The 21,919-nt window shown below is 35.8% G+C and carries 20 protein-coding genes; 10 read left to right on the forward strand and 10 right to left on the reverse strand.

All coding sequences use genetic code 11. The features are described 5' to 3' along the window. Positions 1 to 50 precede the first annotated feature (50 nt). Both ABN763_RS15705 and ABN763_RS15710 read right to left on the reverse strand, forming a co-directional pair. On the reverse strand, positions 51 to 575 hold the full coding sequence (locus tag ABN763_RS15705; RefSeq protein WP_410486449.1) for a DUF3575 domain-containing protein: 525 nt from the start codon (positions 573 to 575) through the stop codon (positions 51 to 53). Positions 576 to 935: 360 nt separating this feature from the next. Further along, positions 936 to 2,108, reverse strand: coding sequence for a helix-turn-helix domain-containing protein (locus tag ABN763_RS15710; protein ID WP_410486450.1), 1,173 nt, complete (start codon positions 2,106 to 2,108; stop codon positions 936 to 938). Between the two features lie 675 nt (positions 2,109 to 2,783). On the opposite strand from ABN763_RS15710, the gene ABN763_RS15715 reads away from it, so the two are divergent. From ABN763_RS15715 to ABN763_RS15735, 5 genes are all read left to right on the forward strand, one after another. After that, positions 2,784 to 3,410, forward strand: a complete 627-nt coding sequence (locus ABN763_RS15715) for a DUF1566 domain-containing protein (RefSeq protein ID WP_410486451.1) — start codon at positions 2,784 to 2,786, stop codon at positions 3,408 to 3,410. Positions 3,411 to 3,481: 71 nt separating this feature from the next. Further along, entirely contained in the window at positions 3,482 to 4,030 is a 549-nt protein-coding gene (locus ABN763_RS15720; protein WP_410486452.1) for an RNA polymerase sigma factor, read from the forward strand. After that, entirely contained in the window at positions 4,030 to 5,382 is a 1,353-nt protein-coding gene (locus ABN763_RS15725; RefSeq protein ID WP_410486453.1) for a hypothetical protein, read from the forward strand. Before ABN763_RS15720 ends, ABN763_RS15725 begins: the two co-directional genes overlap by 1 nt. A 232-nt stretch (positions 5,383 to 5,614) precedes the next feature. Further along, complete coding sequence (locus tag ABN763_RS15730; RefSeq protein WP_164032985.1) at positions 5,615 to 6,478, forward strand: RNA polymerase sigma factor RpoD/SigA; 864 nt, start codon at positions 5,615 to 5,617, stop codon at positions 6,476 to 6,478. Between the two features lie 162 nt (positions 6,479 to 6,640). Then, positions 6,641 to 7,282, forward strand: a complete 642-nt coding sequence (locus ABN763_RS15735) for a peptidylprolyl isomerase (RefSeq protein ID WP_410486454.1) — start codon at positions 6,641 to 6,643, stop codon at positions 7,280 to 7,282. 2 nt (positions 7,283 to 7,284) lie between these two features. On the opposite strand, the gene ABN763_RS15740 is transcribed toward ABN763_RS15735, so the two are convergent. After that, the gene (locus ABN763_RS15740) at positions 7,285 to 7,632 is read right to left on the reverse strand and encodes a DoxX family protein (RefSeq protein WP_410486455.1); all 348 of its coding nucleotides are present in this window, start codon (positions 7,630 to 7,632) and stop codon (positions 7,285 to 7,287) included. Between the two features lies 1 nt (position 7,633). Continuing rightward, positions 7,634 to 8,998 carry a TrpB-like pyridoxal phosphate-dependent enzyme gene (locus ABN763_RS15745; protein ID WP_410486456.1) on the reverse strand — a complete coding sequence of 455 codons (1,365 nt, stop codon included), beginning with the start codon at positions 8,996 to 8,998 and terminating at the stop codon, positions 7,634 to 7,636. Between the two features lie 118 nt (positions 8,999 to 9,116). Here ABN763_RS15745 and rpe point away from each other — a divergent pair, with 118 nt between their 5' ends. After that, the gene (gene rpe / locus ABN763_RS15750; RefSeq protein ID WP_410486457.1) at positions 9,117 to 9,779 is read left to right on the forward strand and encodes a ribulose-phosphate 3-epimerase; all 663 of its coding nucleotides are present in this window, start codon (positions 9,117 to 9,119) and stop codon (positions 9,777 to 9,779) included. After that, positions 9,776 to 10,750, forward strand: a complete 975-nt coding sequence (locus ABN763_RS15755; protein WP_410486458.1) for a YpdA family putative bacillithiol disulfide reductase — start codon at positions 9,776 to 9,778, stop codon at positions 10,748 to 10,750. The genes rpe and ABN763_RS15755 overlap by 4 nt, the downstream gene beginning before the upstream one ends. Before the next feature lie 32 nt (positions 10,751 to 10,782). Here the strand turns inward: ABN763_RS15755 and ABN763_RS15760 are convergent, their stop codons facing one another. Continuing rightward, complete coding sequence (locus ABN763_RS15760; RefSeq protein WP_410486459.1) at positions 10,783 to 11,598, reverse strand: zinc-dependent peptidase; 816 nt, start codon at positions 11,596 to 11,598, stop codon at positions 10,783 to 10,785. 66 nt (positions 11,599 to 11,664) lie between these two features. Here ABN763_RS15760 and ABN763_RS15765 point away from each other — a divergent pair, with 66 nt between their 5' ends. Beyond that, positions 11,665 to 12,060: a DUF2721 domain-containing protein gene (locus ABN763_RS15765; RefSeq protein ID WP_410486460.1), complete on the forward strand. Its 396-nt coding sequence runs from the start codon at positions 11,665 to 11,667 to the stop codon at positions 12,058 to 12,060. Between the two features lie 10 nt (positions 12,061 to 12,070). Here the strand turns inward: ABN763_RS15765 and ABN763_RS15770 are convergent, their stop codons facing one another. Genes ABN763_RS15770 through ABN763_RS15790 form a run of 5 tightly spaced genes read right to left on the reverse strand, consistent with a single transcriptional unit; the run spans position 12,071 to position 19,848 of the window. Continuing rightward, positions 12,071 to 14,200, reverse strand: a complete 2,130-nt coding sequence (locus tag ABN763_RS15770) for a c-type cytochrome domain-containing protein (RefSeq protein ID WP_410486461.1) — start codon at positions 14,198 to 14,200, stop codon at positions 12,071 to 12,073. Next, positions 14,200 to 14,985 carry a chitobiase/beta-hexosaminidase C-terminal domain-containing protein gene (locus ABN763_RS15775; protein ID WP_410486462.1) on the reverse strand — a complete coding sequence of 262 codons (786 nt, stop codon included), beginning with the start codon at positions 14,983 to 14,985 and terminating at the stop codon, positions 14,200 to 14,202. Before ABN763_RS15775 ends, ABN763_RS15770 begins: the two co-directional genes overlap by 1 nt. Beyond that, the gene (locus tag ABN763_RS15780) at positions 14,982 to 16,025 is read right to left on the reverse strand and encodes a 6-bladed beta-propeller (protein ID WP_410486463.1); all 1,044 of its coding nucleotides are present in this window, start codon (positions 16,023 to 16,025) and stop codon (positions 14,982 to 14,984) included. The genes ABN763_RS15775 and ABN763_RS15780 overlap by 4 nt, the downstream gene beginning before the upstream one ends. Positions 16,026 to 16,031: 6 nt before the next feature. Further along, positions 16,032 to 17,489, reverse strand: a complete 1,458-nt coding sequence (locus tag ABN763_RS15785) for a DUF1501 domain-containing protein (RefSeq protein ID WP_410486464.1) — start codon at positions 17,487 to 17,489, stop codon at positions 16,032 to 16,034. 4 nt (positions 17,490 to 17,493) lie between these two features. Then, entirely contained in the window at positions 17,494 to 19,848 is a 2,355-nt protein-coding gene (locus tag ABN763_RS15790; RefSeq protein WP_410486465.1) for a PSD1 and planctomycete cytochrome C domain-containing protein, read from the reverse strand. Positions 19,849 to 20,134: 286 nt separating this feature from the next. On the opposite strand from ABN763_RS15790, the gene ABN763_RS15795 reads away from it, so the two are divergent. Beyond that, a complete protein-coding gene (locus tag ABN763_RS15795) occupies positions 20,135 to 21,190 on the forward strand; it encodes a sensor histidine kinase (protein ID WP_410486466.1) in 1,056 nt (351 codons plus the stop codon). Then, complete coding sequence (locus tag ABN763_RS15800; RefSeq protein WP_410486467.1) at positions 21,187 to 21,906, forward strand: LytR/AlgR family response regulator transcription factor; 720 nt, start codon at positions 21,187 to 21,189, stop codon at positions 21,904 to 21,906. The genes ABN763_RS15795 and ABN763_RS15800 overlap by 4 nt, the downstream gene beginning before the upstream one ends. Positions 21,907 to 21,919: the final 13 nt, after the last annotated feature.

A 21,919-nucleotide genomic window follows, 5' to 3' on the forward strand; every position in this document is an offset into this window, starting at 1 on the left:
AGCCGTTTAACATGTTTAAACGGCTTCTTTATTTAAGCGCTTTGTATTGCCTAAAATTGTTTACCTATGGTGATACCTACTCTTGGCACAAATTCAAATAGATCATTATTGCCAAAATTCCTACCAATACCGCCATAAACTTCTGCAGTGAAACCTTTGCGCGATAAGAACTTACCTCCTACTGAAAAACCGAGAGCAAAACTATCTTGTACCGGAGGTTCCGTCACCATACCTTCAAGCTGAATATCGAAAAAGTCATTATCTTGAAGTCTGTTATACATAGCAAAGCCCTCTACAAAAAAGCCGGCTGTAGGCTTATCTCCAAAATATAATCGATAATAAGGTGTTATCAGCAATCTTAGGAATTCGTCCTCCTCTACCGCAAATGCAAAAGAGACTCCAATTGCAGATTCTTCATTGAGCAATCGCTCATAACTAAGTTCGGCAACACCAGCAATAAGGTAGGCCGCGTTTAACTTAAATTCATTCTTTTTTGTTGGGGAAAACGATTGTTCCTGCTGTCCATACACCATTCCCGTTAAGAACATGATAGACATGCAAATTGTTTTCTTCATTTTAAAAATATTTAAAAGTTAAACTTCTAAATTATAGTAGGCGTCCTATTATATATCCTATTTTCATGTTTTTGGATAATATCGGACACCTTTTAATGCTTGTTTAACACTTACCAAAACAAAAAAGCCTTCTCAAATTAATGAGAAGGCTTATAGTTTGCTAATCCCTATAATGTGACTTTGGCTAATTAGAAAGCTTGGCCCATTAAATGGTTTTTAGATTAACAAACCCCCCAACAATACGCCGCTGTTTTGACCACTATTGGTACTAACCAATAGTGAAACAACAACGGAGTAAATGTAGGATTCGTATTTATTAAAAGTGTCCGATATTATCCAGATTCTTAAAATTCGGACAAATTATTTTTTTGTGTTTCCCTTATAATCAGTGGGGGTTTGGCCTGTAAACTTCTTAAAAGCTGCATAAAAGGTTGATCGCGAGTTAAACCCACATTCCAATCCTATTGAAAGTATGGTATATTGGGAGAATCCCGGGTCGGTTAACAACTTTTTAGCTTGATTTACCCTATAGTTATTAATATAATCTGAAAAATTGAAGTCACTAAACATATTTATATGTAAAGATAATTGGCTTGTGCTGATTTCTAACCTATCAGCTAACACTTCCTGACTCAACTTTGGATCTAAATAACATTGGCTATTTTTTACGAAATCATTAATACGGTTAAATACGTTTTTTTGAGTTTCCGTCGCAGTAGTTATTTTATCATTTACAATACGAAAGCCATTATTTTTTTCAGTTATTACCTTCTCTGTTTCAACGCCTACAATGGCAATTTGTTTACGCAAATCCATGCGGTCTCTAGTCAGTATATATCTGAACATTCCTTGGTAACCTATCCAATATAACAAAATAGAGCTCCCAAGTCGCAACGGATAATATGAATGGGGCGCTTTAATGACACTGCCAGTATTGTTAAGATATATAGCCAATAACCAAGCTATTACTATAACACCTCCAAGCCTTACAAAATTCTTGATCCACTGTATATCATCGTATTCTAAAATGTGCTGATATAAGTTTTGTTTCTTAAAAACTACAGTTAGTGCCTTGAGAAAAATGAAAACACAAAATATTGCATTAATAATCTCCTCAACGTTATTGTACACTTTCATTATAACGGCCGAATTCTGTTCACTAGAAAAATTGTATAAATAGGTAATAACGGCAAATCGAACAATAACCTCACCTGCAAAGAGAGTCATTGTAAATATTAAAAAGGTTTTTAACTTCTTTTCAATATTAAGATAGTTTAACAAAAACACATAAAACATAGGGAACATTGGCATGTACCAAGGCACCAATAAGTAGCTGATAAAAAAGTTAAAAGAGACATAATCACTTTCTATCAGCCAAGCTTGCAGGTTGTTAAGCGAGAGAAAAAAAACGACTAGATTAAGGTATAAAACCGTCTTCCCATTCTTTTTATCAGAAAAGAAAGAAGCGATGTTAAATATAAAGCCCTGAACGGCTCCTGCTATCAATAAAAACTTAAAAAAGGTCGTTCCCACAGTTAGTTTAAGGCACTAAATGTAAGTTTTTTTCTATTTAATATCCAAAATATGTACAACATCTACTGTGATTCTGATTATGATTCTCTGTACTTGTAATAAATGAAGGGTAAAAAATGGCATCTCATCAGATTTAATTTCATATAATAAACCTAGTTACGTAAAGTGTTTTCCACCAACCATTCAATACATCACAGTATTCATAGGCAACCAATCCATCATTATGGTAACAAACTACTCAAATGCAAGGGTTAAATGAATACCTATTTTTTAGAAGTAGCAAATTGTTTAATGAATGAGGTTTAGTAGACTTTTCAGGTCCGTAGTTTGATACGTAGTCATTGAGTTTTAACAACGCCTTGAAAAGTCTCTTTTTCTTGTGATTGCAGGTACTGAGTTGTGCGGCAAGTACAAACCGCAAGCATTACAATAGTTTTTAGATGCATAATTATGTGATGATTAGTTGACAGAAAATGAAAAACATACATTTTCTAAAACTCAGGGTAATCAAAATTTTCGTGAACTGTATCAATAAAAAGATATTGGTTTCATTTTTAGTAAAGAATTAAGGCTCTTTATACCGTAGATCGCATCGTTTTGATAATTAAAAAGTATATGCACGCAACCTTTTTCAAATATGCAGACTACATAGTAAACTACGTAATGCTTTTTACCATGAAAAAAAATCTAAAATTCCTCTTGATACTAACAATCTTATTACTAATCGCATGCAACGAAGACCAACTAGTAGATTCGCCACCTAATAGCGTATATACTGTTGGGAATGTCGGCCCAGCAGGAGGTTATATCATTTACGATGCTGGTAATAATAGTCAAGGTTGGCAATATATTGAAGTAGCAAAAGATGATATTGGTCCATTTATTGAATGGGGCTGTTTTAATACGCCAATTATTAACTCTAGAAATGCAGAAATTGGCTCAGGAATGATCAACACAAATGAGATTGTTGAATTTCATGATAATTTAGAAGATTTTTACGAAAAACCAGAAGTATGTAGTGATGTGAGCAACGGTACCGTGGCAGCCAAAGCTTGTTTAGATCTTGATATAGAAGGTTTTAACGATTGGCAATTACCCGCTATAAATGAACTGTTACTAATATATAACGAGCTACAAGTAAATGGTCTTGGCAATTTTGATGAGACAGCCTTGTATTGGTCTTCTACAGAGCATGATGATAACACAGCCATTGCTGTCGATTTTGGCAACGGTCAATTTGGCTATAACTGCAAGCAGTGTGCCTTTGATATGGTAAAAATAAGACCCATTCGATACTTTTAAAATAGCCTAAAATAGCTGGATATTGTAGAAATCCTTAATTTATTTGTTGCTAATACTTCAACCTTCTTTTTTTGAACACCAACCAACTTATTAAACGTTGTATTAAAAAAAATAATAAGGCTAGAGAAACACTTTACAACACCTATAAAGATGTTCTTTTTATGACCTGTATGAAGTATGCCCGCTCTCAAGAAGAAGCAGAAGACCTATTACATGATGCTTTCATAGCAATATTTGAAAAAATTAAAACCTACAAAGGCGTCGGGTCTTTTGAAGGTTGGATGAAGCGCATTGCAATAAATAAATCTATTAACCGATACAAGAGAAGAACAGTATTTGAATTAGCTATCAATGAACAGGCAGACATTAAAGAAGAAGTATTAATTACTGATGATGCACTGCCAACTTCTCTTGATACCATTTTAAGCTGTATACAATTGCTCCCCGATCAATATCGATTAGTTTTTAGTCTTTATGAATTAGATCAACATACTCATAAAGAGATCTCGCAAATGCTTTCTATTTCCGAAGGCACTTCAAAGTCTAACCTACATAGGGCCAAAGTGCTATTAAAAGAAAAATTAACCTCCCTTAATCAAGGGGTCTCACCTAATAACTAATGAAGGAGCATCAAGACATTGGACGTTTAATTAAAGAAAGGTTTGACCAGAACACTAGCATACCTTCTAAGACATCGTGGCAAAAAATAGCTGCTACGCTCGATGAAAAGAAGCGAAAAAGAAGGGGATTTTTCATCCTTTTATATTCGTTTGCATTAATTGGTATTGGTCTCATTTATTTGTTTATTATCGACCGTACTTTACCACACAACGTCAAAACCACTGATACTTTAAATAAGGATAAACAATTTCAATACCAAAAGGCAGTTGAGCAAAATAACTCAACCAACAATTCTGCGCAACAAAAGGCCACCACAAAAATGAATAATTTAAATAGCTCAAGACACAACAACACTACTACCGAAAGTATAATTTCAGCAAATAATTTTACTCAACAAAAAGTATTTCAAATCAAAAAAACATCTTCTAGTAAGTCAAATACTCACAGCAACAAGAACATAGTAACTAAAACTTTAAAAAATAAGTCACCATCCATTGTTGGCACAACAGATATTAAAACCAACTCCGTTGCTGATGGTGAAGTTCAATATACTTCACCACCCCTGTCAACTCTAGAAAAAGTAGTTGATTCATTGAATATTGATCAAAACAACAGCCCGAACAAGAGAACTAAAAAAACAAAGCCTTCAAAAAAAGATGAAGAAAAAACTAACTTGATAATGTCAACCTTTACCTTCGCAACCTACTTTAACTATCTTTCAAATAAAACAGGTTTTGATACCAGTATTAATGGAGGCGAATTTAGACCGGAAATTTCATTTGGTTATGGTGTTTTATTTAATATCCCAATCAAAGAAAAGATTGATTTTAGAATAGGTCTTAGCATACAAAGTTTTAGATATACGATAGTAAATACCACAAGTACGCTAATGCAAAACAATCGTGAATATATATTTAATTCGTCTGCTATTGACAGGTCAGGTAATACAGCTAGTTCAGAACTATTTAATGCCGTTAACGAAGGAAATCGGTTTAATTTACAGCATGATTTTACGTATTGGCTCGTTCCATTAGAGATCAACAAAACTATTTATAATAAACACTTTGAAATTGATTTAATTGGCGGATTTGATATTGCTATTATAGGTGACAACACCGTTTATATTGAAGCACCTAATCTGCCCAAATTTAACCTTGGCAAAGCTAATTATTTTAGGGATTTTAGTTTAACAACTAATATCGGTCTTGGTTTTAGAAAGCCCATAACTAAACACCTACAATTAGCCCTGGAGCCTATGTTAAAATATCAAATAGGTGCATTTCAAAATCAGTTAGACAATTTAAATCCCTATTTTCTTACTATAAAGGCTGGTGCCACCTATAAGTTTTAATTGCTTGCTCAATACACTAACCCATCATTACATTTTTTGTGATGAATATGCCGTTATGCTGACTAAAAATTAAGTTGGGCTATCGCTTTTTTTAAGTGCTCAACAGATTAATTATATTTTTATTTACGTCTTTTGTAACATTTAGGTAACACTTTACGTATAATAGATTGCTGGCATGAGAATCACGATGATCTTGTCGAGCTTAACCCAAAATAATTAGGAGAAAAAATTCATGAGACAGCTTAAAATTACAAAGCAGGTTACCAACCGTGAAACCGCGTCCTTAGATAAGTACCTACAAGAAATTGGCAAGGTTGACCTTATTACAGCTGATGAAGAAGTAGAGTTAGCACAACGAATAAAAGCCGGTGATCAAATTGCATTAGAAAAATTGACCAAGGCAAATTTACGTTTTGTGGTATCTGTGGCTAAGCAGTACCAAAATCAAGGTTTAACATTACCAGATCTTATTAATGAGGGTAATTTAGGTCTTATTAAGGCTGCACAGCGATTTGATGAAACCCGTGGTTTTAAATTTATCTCATATGCTGTATGGTGGATCCGTCAATCTATTCTACAGGCATTGGCAGAACAATCTCGTATTGTTCGTTTACCATTGAATAAAATTGGATCTATTAATAAGATCAATAAAACCTTTGCTTTTCTTGAGCAATCCCATGAACGTGCACCAAGTGCTGAAGAAATTGCTAAAGAATTAGATATGACTGTAAATGACGTTAAGGAGTCTATGAAAAACTCTGGTCGTCACGTATCAATGGATGCACCTCTTGTTGAAGGCGAGGATTCTAATTTGTATGATGTATTACGTTCTGGTGAATCTCCAAATCCTGATAAGGATTTATTGCATGAATCATTACGTACTGAAATTGAGCGAGCTTTAGAGACTTTAACTCCGCGTGAGGCAGATGTTATTCGTTTGTACTTTGGTCTTGGTGATCAACACCCAATGACTTTAGAAGAGATTGGTGAAACCTTTGATTTAACCCGAGAACGTGTTCGCCAGATCAAAGAAAAGGCAATTCGTCGATTAAAACATACATCTCGCAGTAAAATATTAAAAACATATTTGGGATAAACCAAAAAGTCGGTTATATTTACCTGATTACAATTTAGAAAATTGTTAGGTTCATTTTGCGAAACCGACTATTATAGTAACAACAGTTTACATAACTGTTCGTTTTTTGATTGATGAAAGAAAACCCCGGCTGATTACCGGGGTTTTTGTTTACCCAGCTTTATGAAACAACTACGCTATCAAAGCCTTTCCCTTATTTTATTATTGTTAATAGTTAGCTGTAGCAAACCCATTTTCAAAAACAAATGGGCAAAAACCAAAGCCCCATCCCATTTCAAAGCAGTTTTCAATACTACTAAGGGTGCTTTTGAAATTGAATCGCGTCGTAAATGGTCCCCTCAAGGAGTAGATCGTTTATATCAACTAATAAAATATGGTTATTTCGATTCGGTACCAGTCTATCGAATGATACCAGAATACGTAGCCCAATTTGGAAAACCTGATAGTTTGTTAAACAACAAGTGGGGACAGCAAGCCGTACTTGATGAATCTGTTATCGAAAAAAATGTTTTTGGCACTATGGCATTTGCACGAGATACTGTAAATACAAGAAACTTGCAGCTTTTTATAAATTTAAAAAACAACTCCCCTCGCCTAGATACCATTTATTATTCAGGAGTTACTGGATTTCCAGTAATTGCTAAAGTAACCTCAGGTATGGATCATGTAATTGGCTTTTTCAGTTATGGTAGTGATCCCATCAATGATTATGATTCTATAGCAAAAGACAGTCATTTCATTAAAAGAAAATACCCGAAAATGGACTATATTTTGAAGGCTACATTTTTAAAGAATGAATTATAACCTTAAACACTTCTCAAATAAAACCGAGATAATATGGTCACTGCAATTAATATCAAATTAATAAAGGTAATTACAAACGGATCTCTATGAACTATATGCGCAACAATAGCGGTGACAAAAAAGAATAAGACTGCACCGTATGCCCAATCTTTTGCAACCAGCGGCACCTGCGGTAATATAATTATTAACACCGCGATTATTTTTAAAACAGCAAGTTGAATTCGAAAAAAATTAGGAAAGCCTAGTTCTCTAACGCCATCAATTGTCGCTTTATTCAATAAATAAGTATAGGCACTCCATAATAAAAATAAGCACAAAATGGTGGTTGACACCCAATATGTGATTCTCATATTAATTAATTTCAGGAGTGCTTAATTGTGCCAACGACCGTTCGATTTCTTCTTTAGTAATTTCATGTTTTACGATCTTACCTGCAAAATAGTCTTCATACGCCTTCATATCAAAATTACCATGACCACATAAATTGAATAAAATGGTTTTCGAAACACCTTCTTCCTTACATTTTTTCGCTTCTGCGATAGCAGTGGCAATACCATGAGTGGCCTCAGGAGCTGGAACAACACCTTCAGCCCGAGCAAAGATGACACCCGCCTCAAACACTTCTATATTATCGTGAGCTACAGCTTCAATTAGTTGATCTTTTAGTAATTGACTAACAATAACACCTGCACCGTGATAGCGTAATCCCCCCGCATGAATTGGAGCAGGAACAAAATTATGCCCTAAGGTATACATAGGCAATAGTGGTGTCATGCCAACGGTATCACCAAAATCATACCTAAATACACCGCGCGTAAGTTTCGGACACGAAGTGGGCTCACTGGCGATACAGCGAATGTTGCGTCCCTCTTCAAAATTCAATCGTAAAAAGGGAAATGAAAGTCCTGCAAAATTGGAGCCTCCACCAAAAGGGGCGATTACAATGTCGGGCATGTCACCCGCCTTTTCCATTTGTTTTATTGCCTCTTGCCCAACTATGGTCTGATGTAGTTTTACATGATTTAGTACACTACCTAATGCGTATTTTGTATCGTCATTGGTTGCTGCTCTTTCAATTGCTTCTGATATTGCTATACCCAATGATCCCGTAGTTCCAGGATCAGTAGCTAGTATCTTACGCCCAGCTTCCGTTGCTTCCGATGGTGAAGGAAAAACCTTCGCCCCCCATGTATTCATCATCGTTTTGCGATAGGGTTTATGATCATATGAAAGTCGAACCATATAGACTTCACATTCTAAATTAAAATGATTGCAGGCAAAACTAAGAGCACTGCCCCATTGTCCAGCTCCGGTCTCTGTGGTTATTCGTTTAACACCCTCTTTCATATTATAATAAGCTTGTGGCACCGCTGTATTGGGTTTATGTGAACCCGATGGACTTGTCCCTTCATACTTGTAATAGATTTTTGCCGGGGTATCTAAGACTTTTTCTAAACCATAAGCTCGATATAAGGGCGTTGGTCGCCACATTGAATAGATGCTTCGTACCTCATCAGGTATTTGAACCCATTTATCAGCGGTTACTTCTTGTTTAATTAATTCCATCGGAAATAGCGGAGCCAAAGCATCTGGACCGATTGGTTCTTTTGTCGCCGGGTGTAATGGTGGTAAAGGTTTATTAGGCATATCAGCAATGATATTATACCAATTTTCAGGAATTTCATTTTCTGTGAGAAGAATCTTGCGGTTTTTCATGTGTGGATGGTTTTGTCAATACTATCTTCATAAAGATAGGTATATCTCTTTCAATTTGGAATAACAATAAAAAGCCAAGTTCAGATGAAAGGCTTTATCTTTGTAAAAAACCTAATAAATGAGTTCTACGATAATTGCCCCATCTGTTTTAGCCGCTGATTTCGCAAACCTACAACGTGACATAGAAATGGTAAACAAAAGCAAGGCCGATTGGTTTCATATTGATATTATGGATGGTGTTTTTGTGCCAAATATTTCCTTCGGAATGCCAGTTTTAAAAGCGATTAGTAAGCACGCTAATAAAACTATTGATACCCATTTGATGATTGTAGATCCTGACCGATACATCAAAACATTTGCTGAATTAGGTAGCAATATACTGACAGTTCATTACGAAGCTTGCACCCATTTGCACAGAACACTACAAGCTATTAAAGCAGAAGGTATGAAAGCGGGTGTTGCACTGAATCCACATACCAATGTCAATGTTTTAGAAGATGTAATTGGGGATATTGATATGGTTTGTTTAATGAGTGTCAATCCTGGTTTCGGTGGGCAGAAATTTATCGAACGTACATACGACAAAGTACGTAAACTTCGAAAATTGATTAATGATAACAGTGCTAGCACCATGATAGAAATTGATGGCGGCGTGACCGATGTTAGTGCAAAAAACTTGGTAGATGCAGGTGCCGATGTGTTGGTTGCCGGAAGTTTTGTTTTTAAAAGTGCCGATCCACTTACCACAATCGCCGATCTTAAAACCATATCAAATTTATGATCTACGACCTGATTATTGTTGGTGGTGGCCCAATAGGAATTGCCTGTGGACTAGAGGCTCAAAAACAAGGCCTGAAGTATTTGATCATAGAAAAAGGCTGTATCGTAAATTCATTGTATCATTATCCGGAAGGAATGACCTTTTTTTCGACCTCAGACAAATTAGAAATTGATGACATCCCATTTATTAGCAAAAATGCGAAGCCTTATAAATCCGAAGCGCTTGAATATTACCGTCGTATTGTAACCAACAAATCACTCAACATCAATCTTTTTGAAAAAGTCACACTTCTAAAGAAGACCAATGGACAATTTAGAGTGCAGACTGATATAGCGCAGTATGCTACCAACAATTTAGTGCTTGCGACAGGCTTTTATGACATCCCTAACTTGTTAAATGTCCCTGGAGAAGGTTTAACGAAAGTAAAGCACTATTATGACAATGCTCATTACTACGCCCAGCAAAAAATCATCGTTGTAGGGGCGAACAATAGCGCTGTTGATGCCGCATTAGAAATTTATCGTAAAGGAGGGGATGTCACCATGATCATTCGAGGAGAAGGTATTGGTAAAAGAGTAAAATATTGGGCAAAACCTGATATCGAGAACCGAATTAAAGAAGGAAGCATCAAGGCATATTATAACAGTACTATTGAAGAAATAAAAGATAAGGAAGTGATAATCTCAACCCGTGATGGTAAAATCAAGCTTGACAATGACTATGTACTGGCTTTAACGGGTTATCAGCCTAATTTTTCATTTTTGGAGGCAATAGGAGTTGAACTTTCAACTGACGGAAAGAAGATTCCTAATTATGATCCCAATACCATGGAAACCAACGTAAATGGCCTTTTTCTTGCTGGTGTTGTCTGTGGCGGGATGGAAACGCACAAATGGTTTATTGAAAATTCTCGCGTTCATCCTGAGATGATCATGAATACCATCCTAAAAAAAAAGAAGCAGTTAGTTTAGGTGACAAAAGTTGAAGTATATTCCATTCCTTATCAAACTTTTCGATTATAAATAGCAGCAACGTCTAAATTCAACATCAATTTTACGCGGTCATATAATTCGGGTAGCTTTTCTTTAAAAGCTTGTGGGGTTTCAAAAAAACATTCAAATACTACTGATAAAAACTCATATTGGTTTTCAAAACCATAATCCCTAAAATAACCAAGCTTTAACACCCGTTCTTTTACCTCCGGTTGTGCTAGGGTTTGAAGTAAATTGGTGAATTGCCTTGCAAAAAGCTGACAACTTGCAGTAGGATTTATTTTACAACTAAAAAAAAGCGCATGGGTAAACTCATGAATTCCCAAATTAAAATTATCATCAGTTATTTCAATTCCACGTTTAAAGTCCTTCCATGAAAGCACAACCACTCGAGCAGCAGGATTATGTTCGCCTTTGTGGTACTTCTGCGTGATATTAGATAGATATTCATCCGGATTAACAATAATAGTATCAACACTATCATATAAATATCCCCGCATGCCAAAAGTGAGCATTACAGGAATAGTCCCTATCAGGACTTTTTTGTCATGAGTAAGCTCTAGATCATTGCCAATAAAACGATGATTCTTTATAAATTGTTTTAGCCGATAATCAAAAAATCGTTTTTCATTGACGGTCAGTTTGGAATAAAAGATATTATTTTTTGCAATAAAAACTTTCCATTGTTTTGGAAGTACCTCTGGTGTAAACGGAAAATGAACAAAAAAAGGTTTGTTGAAAATACGAATGTAAATTCGCTCCAAATAAATAGGAGATATTAAAATAACTGAAGCGCCAATTAACCAAGAAATAGTAGATATTTCCATACGTATGGAAAGATAGAAAAAATGAAATACTATTGGCTATATTTAGTAATCTTTAAAACTAGACTGATGAATCTTACAATGAGTATCCCTGCGCTGCTATTTCCTGCTATCTCGCTTACTATGCTTGCATATAATGCACGTTATTTAGCAATTGCGGCATTAATAAGACAACTACATAACGAATATCAACAAAAACTATCGGCTAATGTGGAATTACAAATAAAGAATTTACGCAAACGATTACGACTCATTAAAAATATGCAAGCAGTAGCAATCATCAGTTTTTTAACCAGTGTTATAACAATGTTCTTGCTATATATTGAGCGTTTTGATCTTGCTAACATAGTATTTGGAATTAGCCTAGTATGTTTAATGATTTCATTATTTTTATCACTGGTTGAAGTGCAGATATCTACCAAAGCTTTATCCATACGGTTGGATAGTATTGAAGAGGGAAAATAAAAACTGCTTTCTACCATAAATACACCTCATCGACAAATAGCCAGGAGGGATTGCCTGCGCCAGGGTGCCATGACGGCAGCTTACCATAGTTTTTCACAACAACCTTAAAGTAGCGTGCTTCGGTTTCTGGCATTGCGAGGGTAACCTTTTTTAATTCGGCTACACCACCTTCTCCCTTACGAGAAATTGGCACTGATCCTACTTTCTTAAAGTTTGCATTCTCATTATTAGAAGCGTAGACAATTAACTCCTTCGGAAAGAAAATCCAACTTCCTACATCCTCTAAAGAACTTATTGAAATATTGTCTACTGATTTTATTTCTCCTAAGTCAATGATACAATTCAGATCAACCCCATTATATCCTGTCCATTTTCCATCAGAAAATGTAGTTGTGGCCTCTTCAAGATCAAAAAGCTTACTTGCATCAGGATATTTCTTATCTGGTTGGTTTCTAATGGAAAAAGATGATACCTCATACTTTACTTTGGCATATTCTTTTGTGAGAATATCACTCGATTTCCAACCATTCTTAATTGCAATAATTTTAAATGTTTTAGAGTGATCTAAAACAATTGTTTCATCTAAAACTTCAGACATTTCATTAGGTAAGGATCCGTCTAGCGTATAATGAAGTTTCACGCCTTTTAATCGGCTTTTGGCAGACACGTGTATCGTATCTTTAAACAGTGTTTTTATTGGCGTTACTAAAGGTACTTCAAGTTGACTTGCTTCTACAAATCCAGCAGGCAATTCGTTTTGAATTTCAACCTGATATTCTTTTTCAAGAGCATTGGCTTTAGCTTGGTCCAAATTCGTTTTCCACGTATACAATCGATCAACATTTGCTGAAGCTAATAAATCCTTTATTCCAAGTTCGCTTACTTCCGTATGGTATACATTAAGCACCTTTAAGCGTTCTAACTTTTGTAATTTTTTGAGAGTTTTATTCCCAATAGCATTGCCATTAAGTCGCAAGGACTCCAGGTTCTTTAAATTAGCGAGCACAGCAGTCATCGTATCGTCAAGAGAAGCATTACTGAGATCGAGCTCGACTATTTGATCTTTGATATACACCAACTTTTTCATGGATGCCGCAGAAGCTTTGCCACCAAGATACTTCACACTTAAACCAGCTTCTCCAGGTACAATTTCTACTACGCGATAACCTGACTCCCGCACCTCTTTTATGTCTGCAACTGAAGCTTTTCTAATTTCAACCTTATCAAAAACAAGGTACTTATTCAGCTTTGTGCTCAACTTTTCATTTTCTTTAGTTTCTGTAACATAGCCTTCAAAATCAACGCCCTTTTCTATCCAATGTTTTATCAACCAAATTTCATCTTTAGTTAATTGTTCTTTTCCTTCTGGTGGCATATGCTTCTCATTTGCCAAGGGTAATAATAATCTTGAGTACAATAAGCTTTCCCCAGCTTTATTCGGCACTACAGTTACCCCAGTCTTCCCTCCTTTTAAAATACCATCTTTTGATAATAATGACAATTCTCCTTTTTGTTTGGTCGCATTATGACATTGTACGCATTTTTTATCTAAAATTTTGCCCACCACATCTTGATACATTCTCAAGCTATCAATTACTTCAATCGTACGCTCTTTTTTCGGAGCAGTAGCATATTCAGTAAGGAAATTATCTCCATGAGTCAAGACACTCCCAAAGTGACCCGCAAAACCCACCAAAACTAAGGTAGTAACGAAAAATGGAAGAAAAATTTTGTTTTTCTGAAAGGCTTTTGAAATACTTATATAAAAAAGAACAGAGGCAAGCACCGCTGTCGCAATTCCTGTATACAAATGAATATCCAGTACGTTCTTTTCATAACCCCCCTCTAATGACAGAAAATATCCAAGAAAACAAGTCATTATTGCGAAAAACGAGCTTAGCCCGAGTAGGTTTCTAATTGTTACTTCTGGGTAATTTTTTTGAATTCTCCCTAATATGTCAATAATAAAAGTGATTATTAATCCACCTATTGGTAGATGCAATAATAGCGGATGAAATCGGCCGAAAAAGAGAATAAATCTAGGAGTATCTTCGGTGTTAGTTGCATAAACAGTAAGCAAGCTAAAGAGTATTGGCATTCCAAAAAAAAGTATCCTATATGCTTGATTGCTATTTCTCATTAATTAAAAATCCATTCGTCCATAAATAACCAGGCATTTAATCCTTTTCCAGGATGCCAATTAGGAATCTTAGTCTGGTTTTTAACCAAGATGTCAATATTATTTACTTCTTTACCTATATTAACCACTACATCGGCAAGTTGCAATGACGACTCGTTTACTAGCTGATGTATATCCGTTGTGATGGTATCTCTTTTATTTACTATTACCCTTACACTTTCAGGTGGGAAAATCCATGCGCTCACATCTATCAAATAGCCAACAGTGAGTTTTTCAATAAACTGTTTGTCTTTAAAGCTAATCCTAGTATTTGCAATAGTATCATACCCCATCCATTGTCGGTCAATATATTTTATGGTGGCCTTTTCACCATTTATCAAGGTATTCGTTCCTAGACCGGGATACTTAGGATTAGGCATTGTGATTGGATTTATCGTCCTCGGCTCAATACCCTTTTTATATAATTTGAGTTCCACAACTGCACTTGGCTTCCAATCCTTATGAAACGCTTTAAATCTATACACTCCTTCATTTTTTATAACCAAGGTATCGAGATACTTAGCAGATTTTTTTGTCGGATCTGAGCTATCATTGGTATAAAAAACTTCGACGTCTTTGGGCTCTAATGATGCTATTACCCTTACAGAAGAATCGATAATCGCATTGGAAATACGCACTCTAGGACTAGCTAAAGCTATCTCATTCTGTTGCAAGAAGTTATTTTTATTCGATTCTTTGCAACTGGATAACAGCAAAAACCCAAAACAAATAAGAACATATCTCATACACGAGTTAATTTTATGGGATATGTTTTTCCTGAATTCCATTGTGCAACATACATATTCTCATCATCATCAATACAAACATCATGCGGATGTTGAAATAGTCTGATGGTTTGGTACAATTCCTGTAAATCTCCATTTTTGTAGCAAGGAGCCGTAGCTCCGGGACATGATACTACTTCATTCTTGTCATTGATAATTAATACGAAACCAGAATCTGCCTGATGCGCGTTTTTAGATTGTAGTACGGCAAAATAAACGTCTTTTTTATGAATAACTGGCCTACAAATTAATGCGCCGGGAACATTGATTGTTTCGATATAATCTCCTTGCAAACTGAATCTTTTTAGCTGATTCATTTCTCGAGCTGTTATCAAAAGTGATGGATTCGTTCTATCCCTATTATCGTAGCAAATACCATGGGCATTCAAAAACTGTTCGTTTGATGTACCTTTTCCTCCAAAAATATTCAATAATTCTCCTTTATAGTTATAGTGAATTATATGTTGTTTCCCATAGCCGTCAGCCACATAAATATCCCCATTTTCTACAACAGTAGTTTCTGTTGGATTAAACTCGTCCTTACTTTCATATTTTCCACTTTCTAGAGGAAAATCAATTTCAAAAACTACCTTACCGTCAATGGTTGTTTTAATGATTTGATGGCGTTCATAGTCGGTTATCAACAAAAAATCTGTGCCATTTTCTTTTACCAAAGTCAAACCATGTGCACCAGGATAGTTTGTACCCCAGGTTTCGATAAGTTTACCTGATTTGTCATATACAATCAGGTTGTTTTTGACATGATTCGTTAATAATAAGATTCGACCTTTAGAGTCTTGCACCATTTCGTGACAGTCGTTCACTGGAGTTATAAAAGGATCTAAGTTTCCCCAATTTAGGTCTACCTTATATTGATGTGAATTGTGACCAATAATCACATCTTTTGAATTATTTATTGAAAACGCCTTGGCATAACTTGGGCATGTAAGGAATCCCAAAGTAGCGAGAGAAGATTGTTTTAAGAATTTTCTGCGGCTCATGTAGTATTAAGTAAGTAGGTCGTGTATTACATGTCCTGAAACATCCGTTAATCGGAATCTACGACCTTGATGCTTATAGGTGAATTTGGTGTGATCGACTCCCATTAAATGCATCATTGTAGCTTGCAAATCATGAACATGAACCGGGTCTTTTGCAATATTATAACCAAAATCGTCAGTCTCTCCATAAGTAAACCCCGGTTTTACACCACCACCGGCCATAAACATAGTAAAGCATTTTGGGTGATGATCTCTTCCGTAATTAGTTTCAGTAAGAGTGCCTTGACTATAATTAGTACGACCAAACTCACCACCCCAAATCACTAAAGTATCTTCCAGCAAGCCACGTTGCTTAAGGTCTAATATTAAAGCAGCGGTAGCCTGATCAATATCTTTAGCCTGTTTTTCAATTTGAGTTGGTAGATTTTCGTGCTGGTCCCATCCCATATGGTACAATTGTACAAACCGAACATCTTTTTCAACAAGTCTGCGCGCTAATAAACAATTAGCAGCATACGTTCCAGGTGTTGTCGCATTCGCTCCATACATTTGAATAATGTGATCGGGTTCATTTTCAATATTCATTGTTTCAGGCACTGAGGTTTGCATACGGTAAGCCATTTCGTATTGAGCAATACGACTGTTGATCTCAGGATCACCGAATTCCTTCTCCTGTTTTTCGTTGAGTTCACTAATATGATCGAGCATTTTTCTTCTTTCGGCACGAGTCATCCCTTCTGGATCTTTTAAATAAAGAACCGGATCTTTACCTGACCTAAACTGAACTCCTTGATGAAGCGAACTTAAAAACCCATTTCCCCATAATCTAGAATACAATGGTTGCGATAAAGGTCTTCCTGTTCCTCGAGAAAGCAGCACAGTAAAAGTTGGTAAGTTTTCATTTAAACTGCCTAGTCCATAACTAAGCCACGAACCTATACTCGGCCTGCCTGCTTGTTGTGATCCCGTTTGAAAAAAAGTGATAGCCGGATCGTGATTAATTGCCTCAGTATGCATTGATTTCACAAAACATAACTCATCAACAATTTTGGCGGTATATGGCATTAAATCACTAACCCATGCTCTTGACTCTCCATACTGCTTAAAATTGAAATTGCTTCCCACTAGTGGAAAACTGTCCTGCCCAGAGGTCATACCCGTAAGTCGTTGTCCTTGTCTAACCGAATCAGGTAAGTCTTGCCCCCTTAATTTGTTAAGCAGTGGTTTGTAATCAAAAAGTTCCAATTGAGATGGCCCTCCACTTTGAAAAAGATATATAACACGTTTCGCTTTTGGAGCAAAATGCGGCAAATTCATTCCCGCTAAAGGAGCATCAGCCACCTCAGCTACTGAAGAAAACGGATCTAACAAAGAGGCAGTAGCTAGCCCACCAATTCCCAAACCTAACTTCTTCAGGAAATGCCTTCGATTGTTATTTAAAAAGTGTTTTGCAATCTCATCCATTATACTATCCTTTTACAATAGCTTCGTCCAAATTAAATATCAAACTTGTCAACATACTAAAAGCATATATATCATCTTTAGAAAGATTACTGCTTTCTTCAAAGCTAATTACTACTTCTGCCTTCTTTTCGTTATTATAGTTAGACTTGGCATCGTTTAAAAATGATTGCAAATTCTCTATCTCCAATTCATTAGGGAAGCGAGTGGTAATTTTTCTAAAAACGTATTTGATCTTGTCTTCCTCCGAAAGCAATGCATCGTTTAAAACTTGGATAGCCAAAGCTTGAGAAGCCTCCATTAATTGTGGGTCATTAAGCATAACCAATGCCTGCAAAGGGGTACTTGTTTTTTGACGTTCAACAGAGCAAAAATCTCTTGTCGCAGCATCAAAGGTAAGCATTGATGGCGGCGGTACCGTTCGTTTCCAAAAGGTATATAAGCTTCTACGATACAGGTTTTCACCAGAATCCATAATATACTCAGTTAATCCTTGACCGGAAGTTGTTTCTGCCCAAAGCCCCGGAGGCTGATAAGGTTTTACGCTTGGCCCGCCCACTTTCTTGACCAATAAACCGCTTACGGCAAGTGCATTATCTCGAATCATTTCAGCGGTTAATTTTTGGCGAGAACTTCTCGCCAACCATTTATTATAAGGATCAGCTTTCAAAAGATCTTTACTGGCTTTTGATGTTTGTTGATAGGTATTTGACATGACCATTCGCTTCAACATTTTTTTAATATCCCAGCCTTCCTCTCTAAATGTTATTGCCAACCAATCTAACAGCTCAGGATGAGATGGCAGCGCTCCTTGATTTCCAAAATCCGAACTAGAAGCAACAATTCCTGTCCCGAAAATTTGCTGCCACAATCTATTCACTGCAACCCTAGCAGTAAGTGGATTATTCTCGTCAAATAACCAGTTAGATAGTCCTAGTCTATTCTTTTCAAACCCTTCAAAATTGAGTACCGCTTCAGGTGTATTAACTTGTACTTCTTCTCCTGGAGCATCATAAGACCCTCGTTTTAAAACAAATGTCTTACGCAAAGGGGCATCATCTTTCATTACCATTAGTTTAATTTCTGGAATAGTATCCGGCATATTGATGAATGATAGTAATTCATCCACCTTCTTTTGAGTAATCTTGACATTAGGTTCTGGAATTTCGCCATATTCAATTCGGCCTTTCTCATTTACTTTATTGAAGAATCCGTAAAACCCAAAATATTCTTTCTGTGAAATTGGGTCGTATTTATGATCATGACATTGCGCACACTCCATGGTCAGTCCTAATAATGACTTCGAAACTGTATTAGTTCTATCTAAAACATATTCTACCCGATATTCCTCATCAATAACTCCTCCTTCTTGAGTAATCTTATGATTTCTGTTGAACCCAGTTGCAATAATTTGTTCTAAGCTTGCATCGGGAAGCAAATCGCCGGCTAATTGCCATTGTACAAATTCATCGTAGGGAAGGTTTCTATTAAAAGCACTAATCACCCAGTCACGCCAAGGCCACATAACACGCTCTAGGTCATCTTGATAACCATGTGTATCGGAGTAACGTGCAACATCTAGCCAGCTTACGGCCATATGTTCGCCGTAATCTGTTGAAGCAAGCAAGCTATCTACAACAGTTTCGAAGGCATTTGGACTTTTATTATTCAAGAATCTATCAATAGCTTTGATAGTAGGTGGCAAGCCAGTTAAATCAAAATGAACGCGTCGCAAAAGCTTCTCCTTACTAGCTTTTTCTGATTGAACTAAACCTTGTTGTTCTAGTTTATTAATAATGAAATGATCAATTTCGTTGGATACGGCTGCTGCATCAGAAACTATTGGTATTTCACTTTTTTGCGGTGGAACAAATGCCCAATGCTCTTTCCAAACTGCACCTTGTTCAATCCAACGAGTTAAAATCTCTTTTTCATAACCATTTAAAGAAAGATTAGATTCTTCCGGCGGCATTTTCATTTCAGAATCAGATGTATGAATGCGTTTTACCAACAAGCTATTCACTGTATCACCAGGAACTATGGCATATTTATCAAGTTGTTTCCCTATAGCAGCGTAGGCACCTTCTTTAGTATCTAATCGTAGATTTGCTTCGCGTGTTCCTTCGTCAGGACCATGGCATAGATAACATCGATCTGATAGAATAGGTTTTACATCAAAAATATAATCGATTGTTTCGGGAATAGATGCTTCCTTTTTGTCATTTTCTTGAGTAGTAGCCGATACTACCACATATTCTTCACCTTGATCATTCCTTAAATACTTAAAGAACATTACAAGTAAAAAAGGTACTGCAAAATATAGTAGCCAATTAAATGATTTATTTCGTTTTCTCTCTTTCAAAGGAACAATCTATTTGACTTTTAAAACAACTTAATCTACCCTTACAAGATAGTAATTAAGTTAAAAATAGTAGTTCGTACTTTGGTATCTATTAAAGTTTTAACAAGTATGATTAAGCTGGCACAAAAAATCAAAATAGCTAGTGTAGTTGAAACTTATATATATGCAGCTAATGGAGTTTTAAATAAAATAACTCATAATGTTGAATTGATATGAATACGCCCGTAAACGATTATCGACGTTCATGGATTTTTTCTTTTAACAAAGCCATTTTTTTTAAATATTTATGGCAGTTATGCTTAAAACAGGAAAATACTTGTATTGGAAATTGCAATTACTTGGTTGGGGATTATCCTCCTGTTATTGGGCATACCAAGCATACAGTCGTTTTGATTACGGTGTATTATATACCAGTATCAATTTTATATTGGACATAATCGTCGGTGTCGTTCTTACACATTCTTACCATTTAGCCATTAAAAGCAAGTATCAACAATTTTCCATTATTAAAAAGCCTATTTCTTTAGGGTTGCATATTCTAGCATTAGCGGTATTGTTTATGCTACTTAATAACCTAAAATGGCATTACTACTGGACATTGGTGAGAGAGAAGGATTTCATACTTTCTGTTTCACTTTTTGGATGGGATCCGGTATTTATTACCGGATTACGACTAATGTCTATTTGGGTATTAGCATACCACCTATACAGTCAATATCGTAAGGAAATTCTATCCACAAAACAAAAGGCAGCGCTTGAGGTATTGGAAAAAGAAGCAAAGCTTAATTATTTACATACACAATTAAACCCTCATTTTTTGTTTAACTCAATGAACTCGATTAAATCGTTGATTGTTGAAAATCCTAAACAATCAAGAAGAGCAATAGACCTTTTATCTGAACTTTTGCGAAACTCGTTAGACACCAAACAACAGCAATTAACCACTATTAAAAATGAACTTTCCTTAGTTAAGGATTACATCGAACTAGAAAAACTACGTTACGAAGACAGGCTATCGGTAGACATTAATTATGCGGAAGAGATTCTAGAAAGTCAGGTACCTATCTTTAGCATCCAGCTTTTAGTTGAAAATGCCATTAAACATGGTGTTGACAAAACAAATAAGAATGGTAAGATTACTATTACCATTTCTTTAAATGATGATTTGGTACAAGTTGATATAACAAATCCTGGTATCCTGGAAAAAACATCAAGAGGATTAGGACTCAAAAACCTACAAGAGCGTTTGTCGATTTTTTACCAAGGCAATGCATCTTTTAAATTAACTCAAGCTAGCCCTAATATAGTTCAGGCGAGATTGATGATACCCCATAAAAAATGAAGCATATCCATATACTTATAGTAGATGATGAACGCCTTGCGCGTAAGGAGTTAAAGCGTACATTGGCAGGGTTTACTTATTTAAACATAGTTGGTGAAGCGGATAGCGCAGACAGTGCAAAGACACTATTGTCTAGGACAAAAGTAGATTGCATATTTCTCGATATTCAAATGCCGGACAAATCGGGTTTTGATTTATTAGAGGAATTAGCAATAACGCCACAAATCATTTTCACCACAGCATATAATGAATATGCCGTAAGAGCATTTGAGGTAAATGCCTTGGATTATCTAGTAAAACCCATACGGGAAGAACGATTGGAAGCAGCTGTTCTTAAGCTCAAAAACCAAATTGCAACTAAAGATATTGCAAATAAGAAGTTGAGTATTCATCAAAAAATATTCGTAAATGATGGAAAGAGGTATCACTTCATCCCGCTAGCAGACATTTTTTATATCAAATCTATTGAGAACTATGCTCAACTTCATTTCAAAAATGAAAGGCTATTAATCAAACGCTCCCTGAATAGTTTAGAAGAAATTTTACCCGATGACACTTTTTTCAGAATTAATAGAAGTGAGATTGTCAACCTAGATTTTATTAAAGTCGTTGTTCCCTTCGAGAATAATAAACTTAAGATAACACTTAAAACAAAAAACGAACTGGAAATTTCTACCAGGCGCTCTGTGCTCTTCAAAAAACGGACTAGGATTTGATCAAAAACGAATA

This window comes from Spongiivirga sp. MCCC 1A20706, assembly GCF_046524175.1.
In the GTDB taxonomy this organism is placed as follows: Bacteria; Bacteroidota; Bacteroidia; order Flavobacteriales; family Flavobacteriaceae; genus Spongiivirga.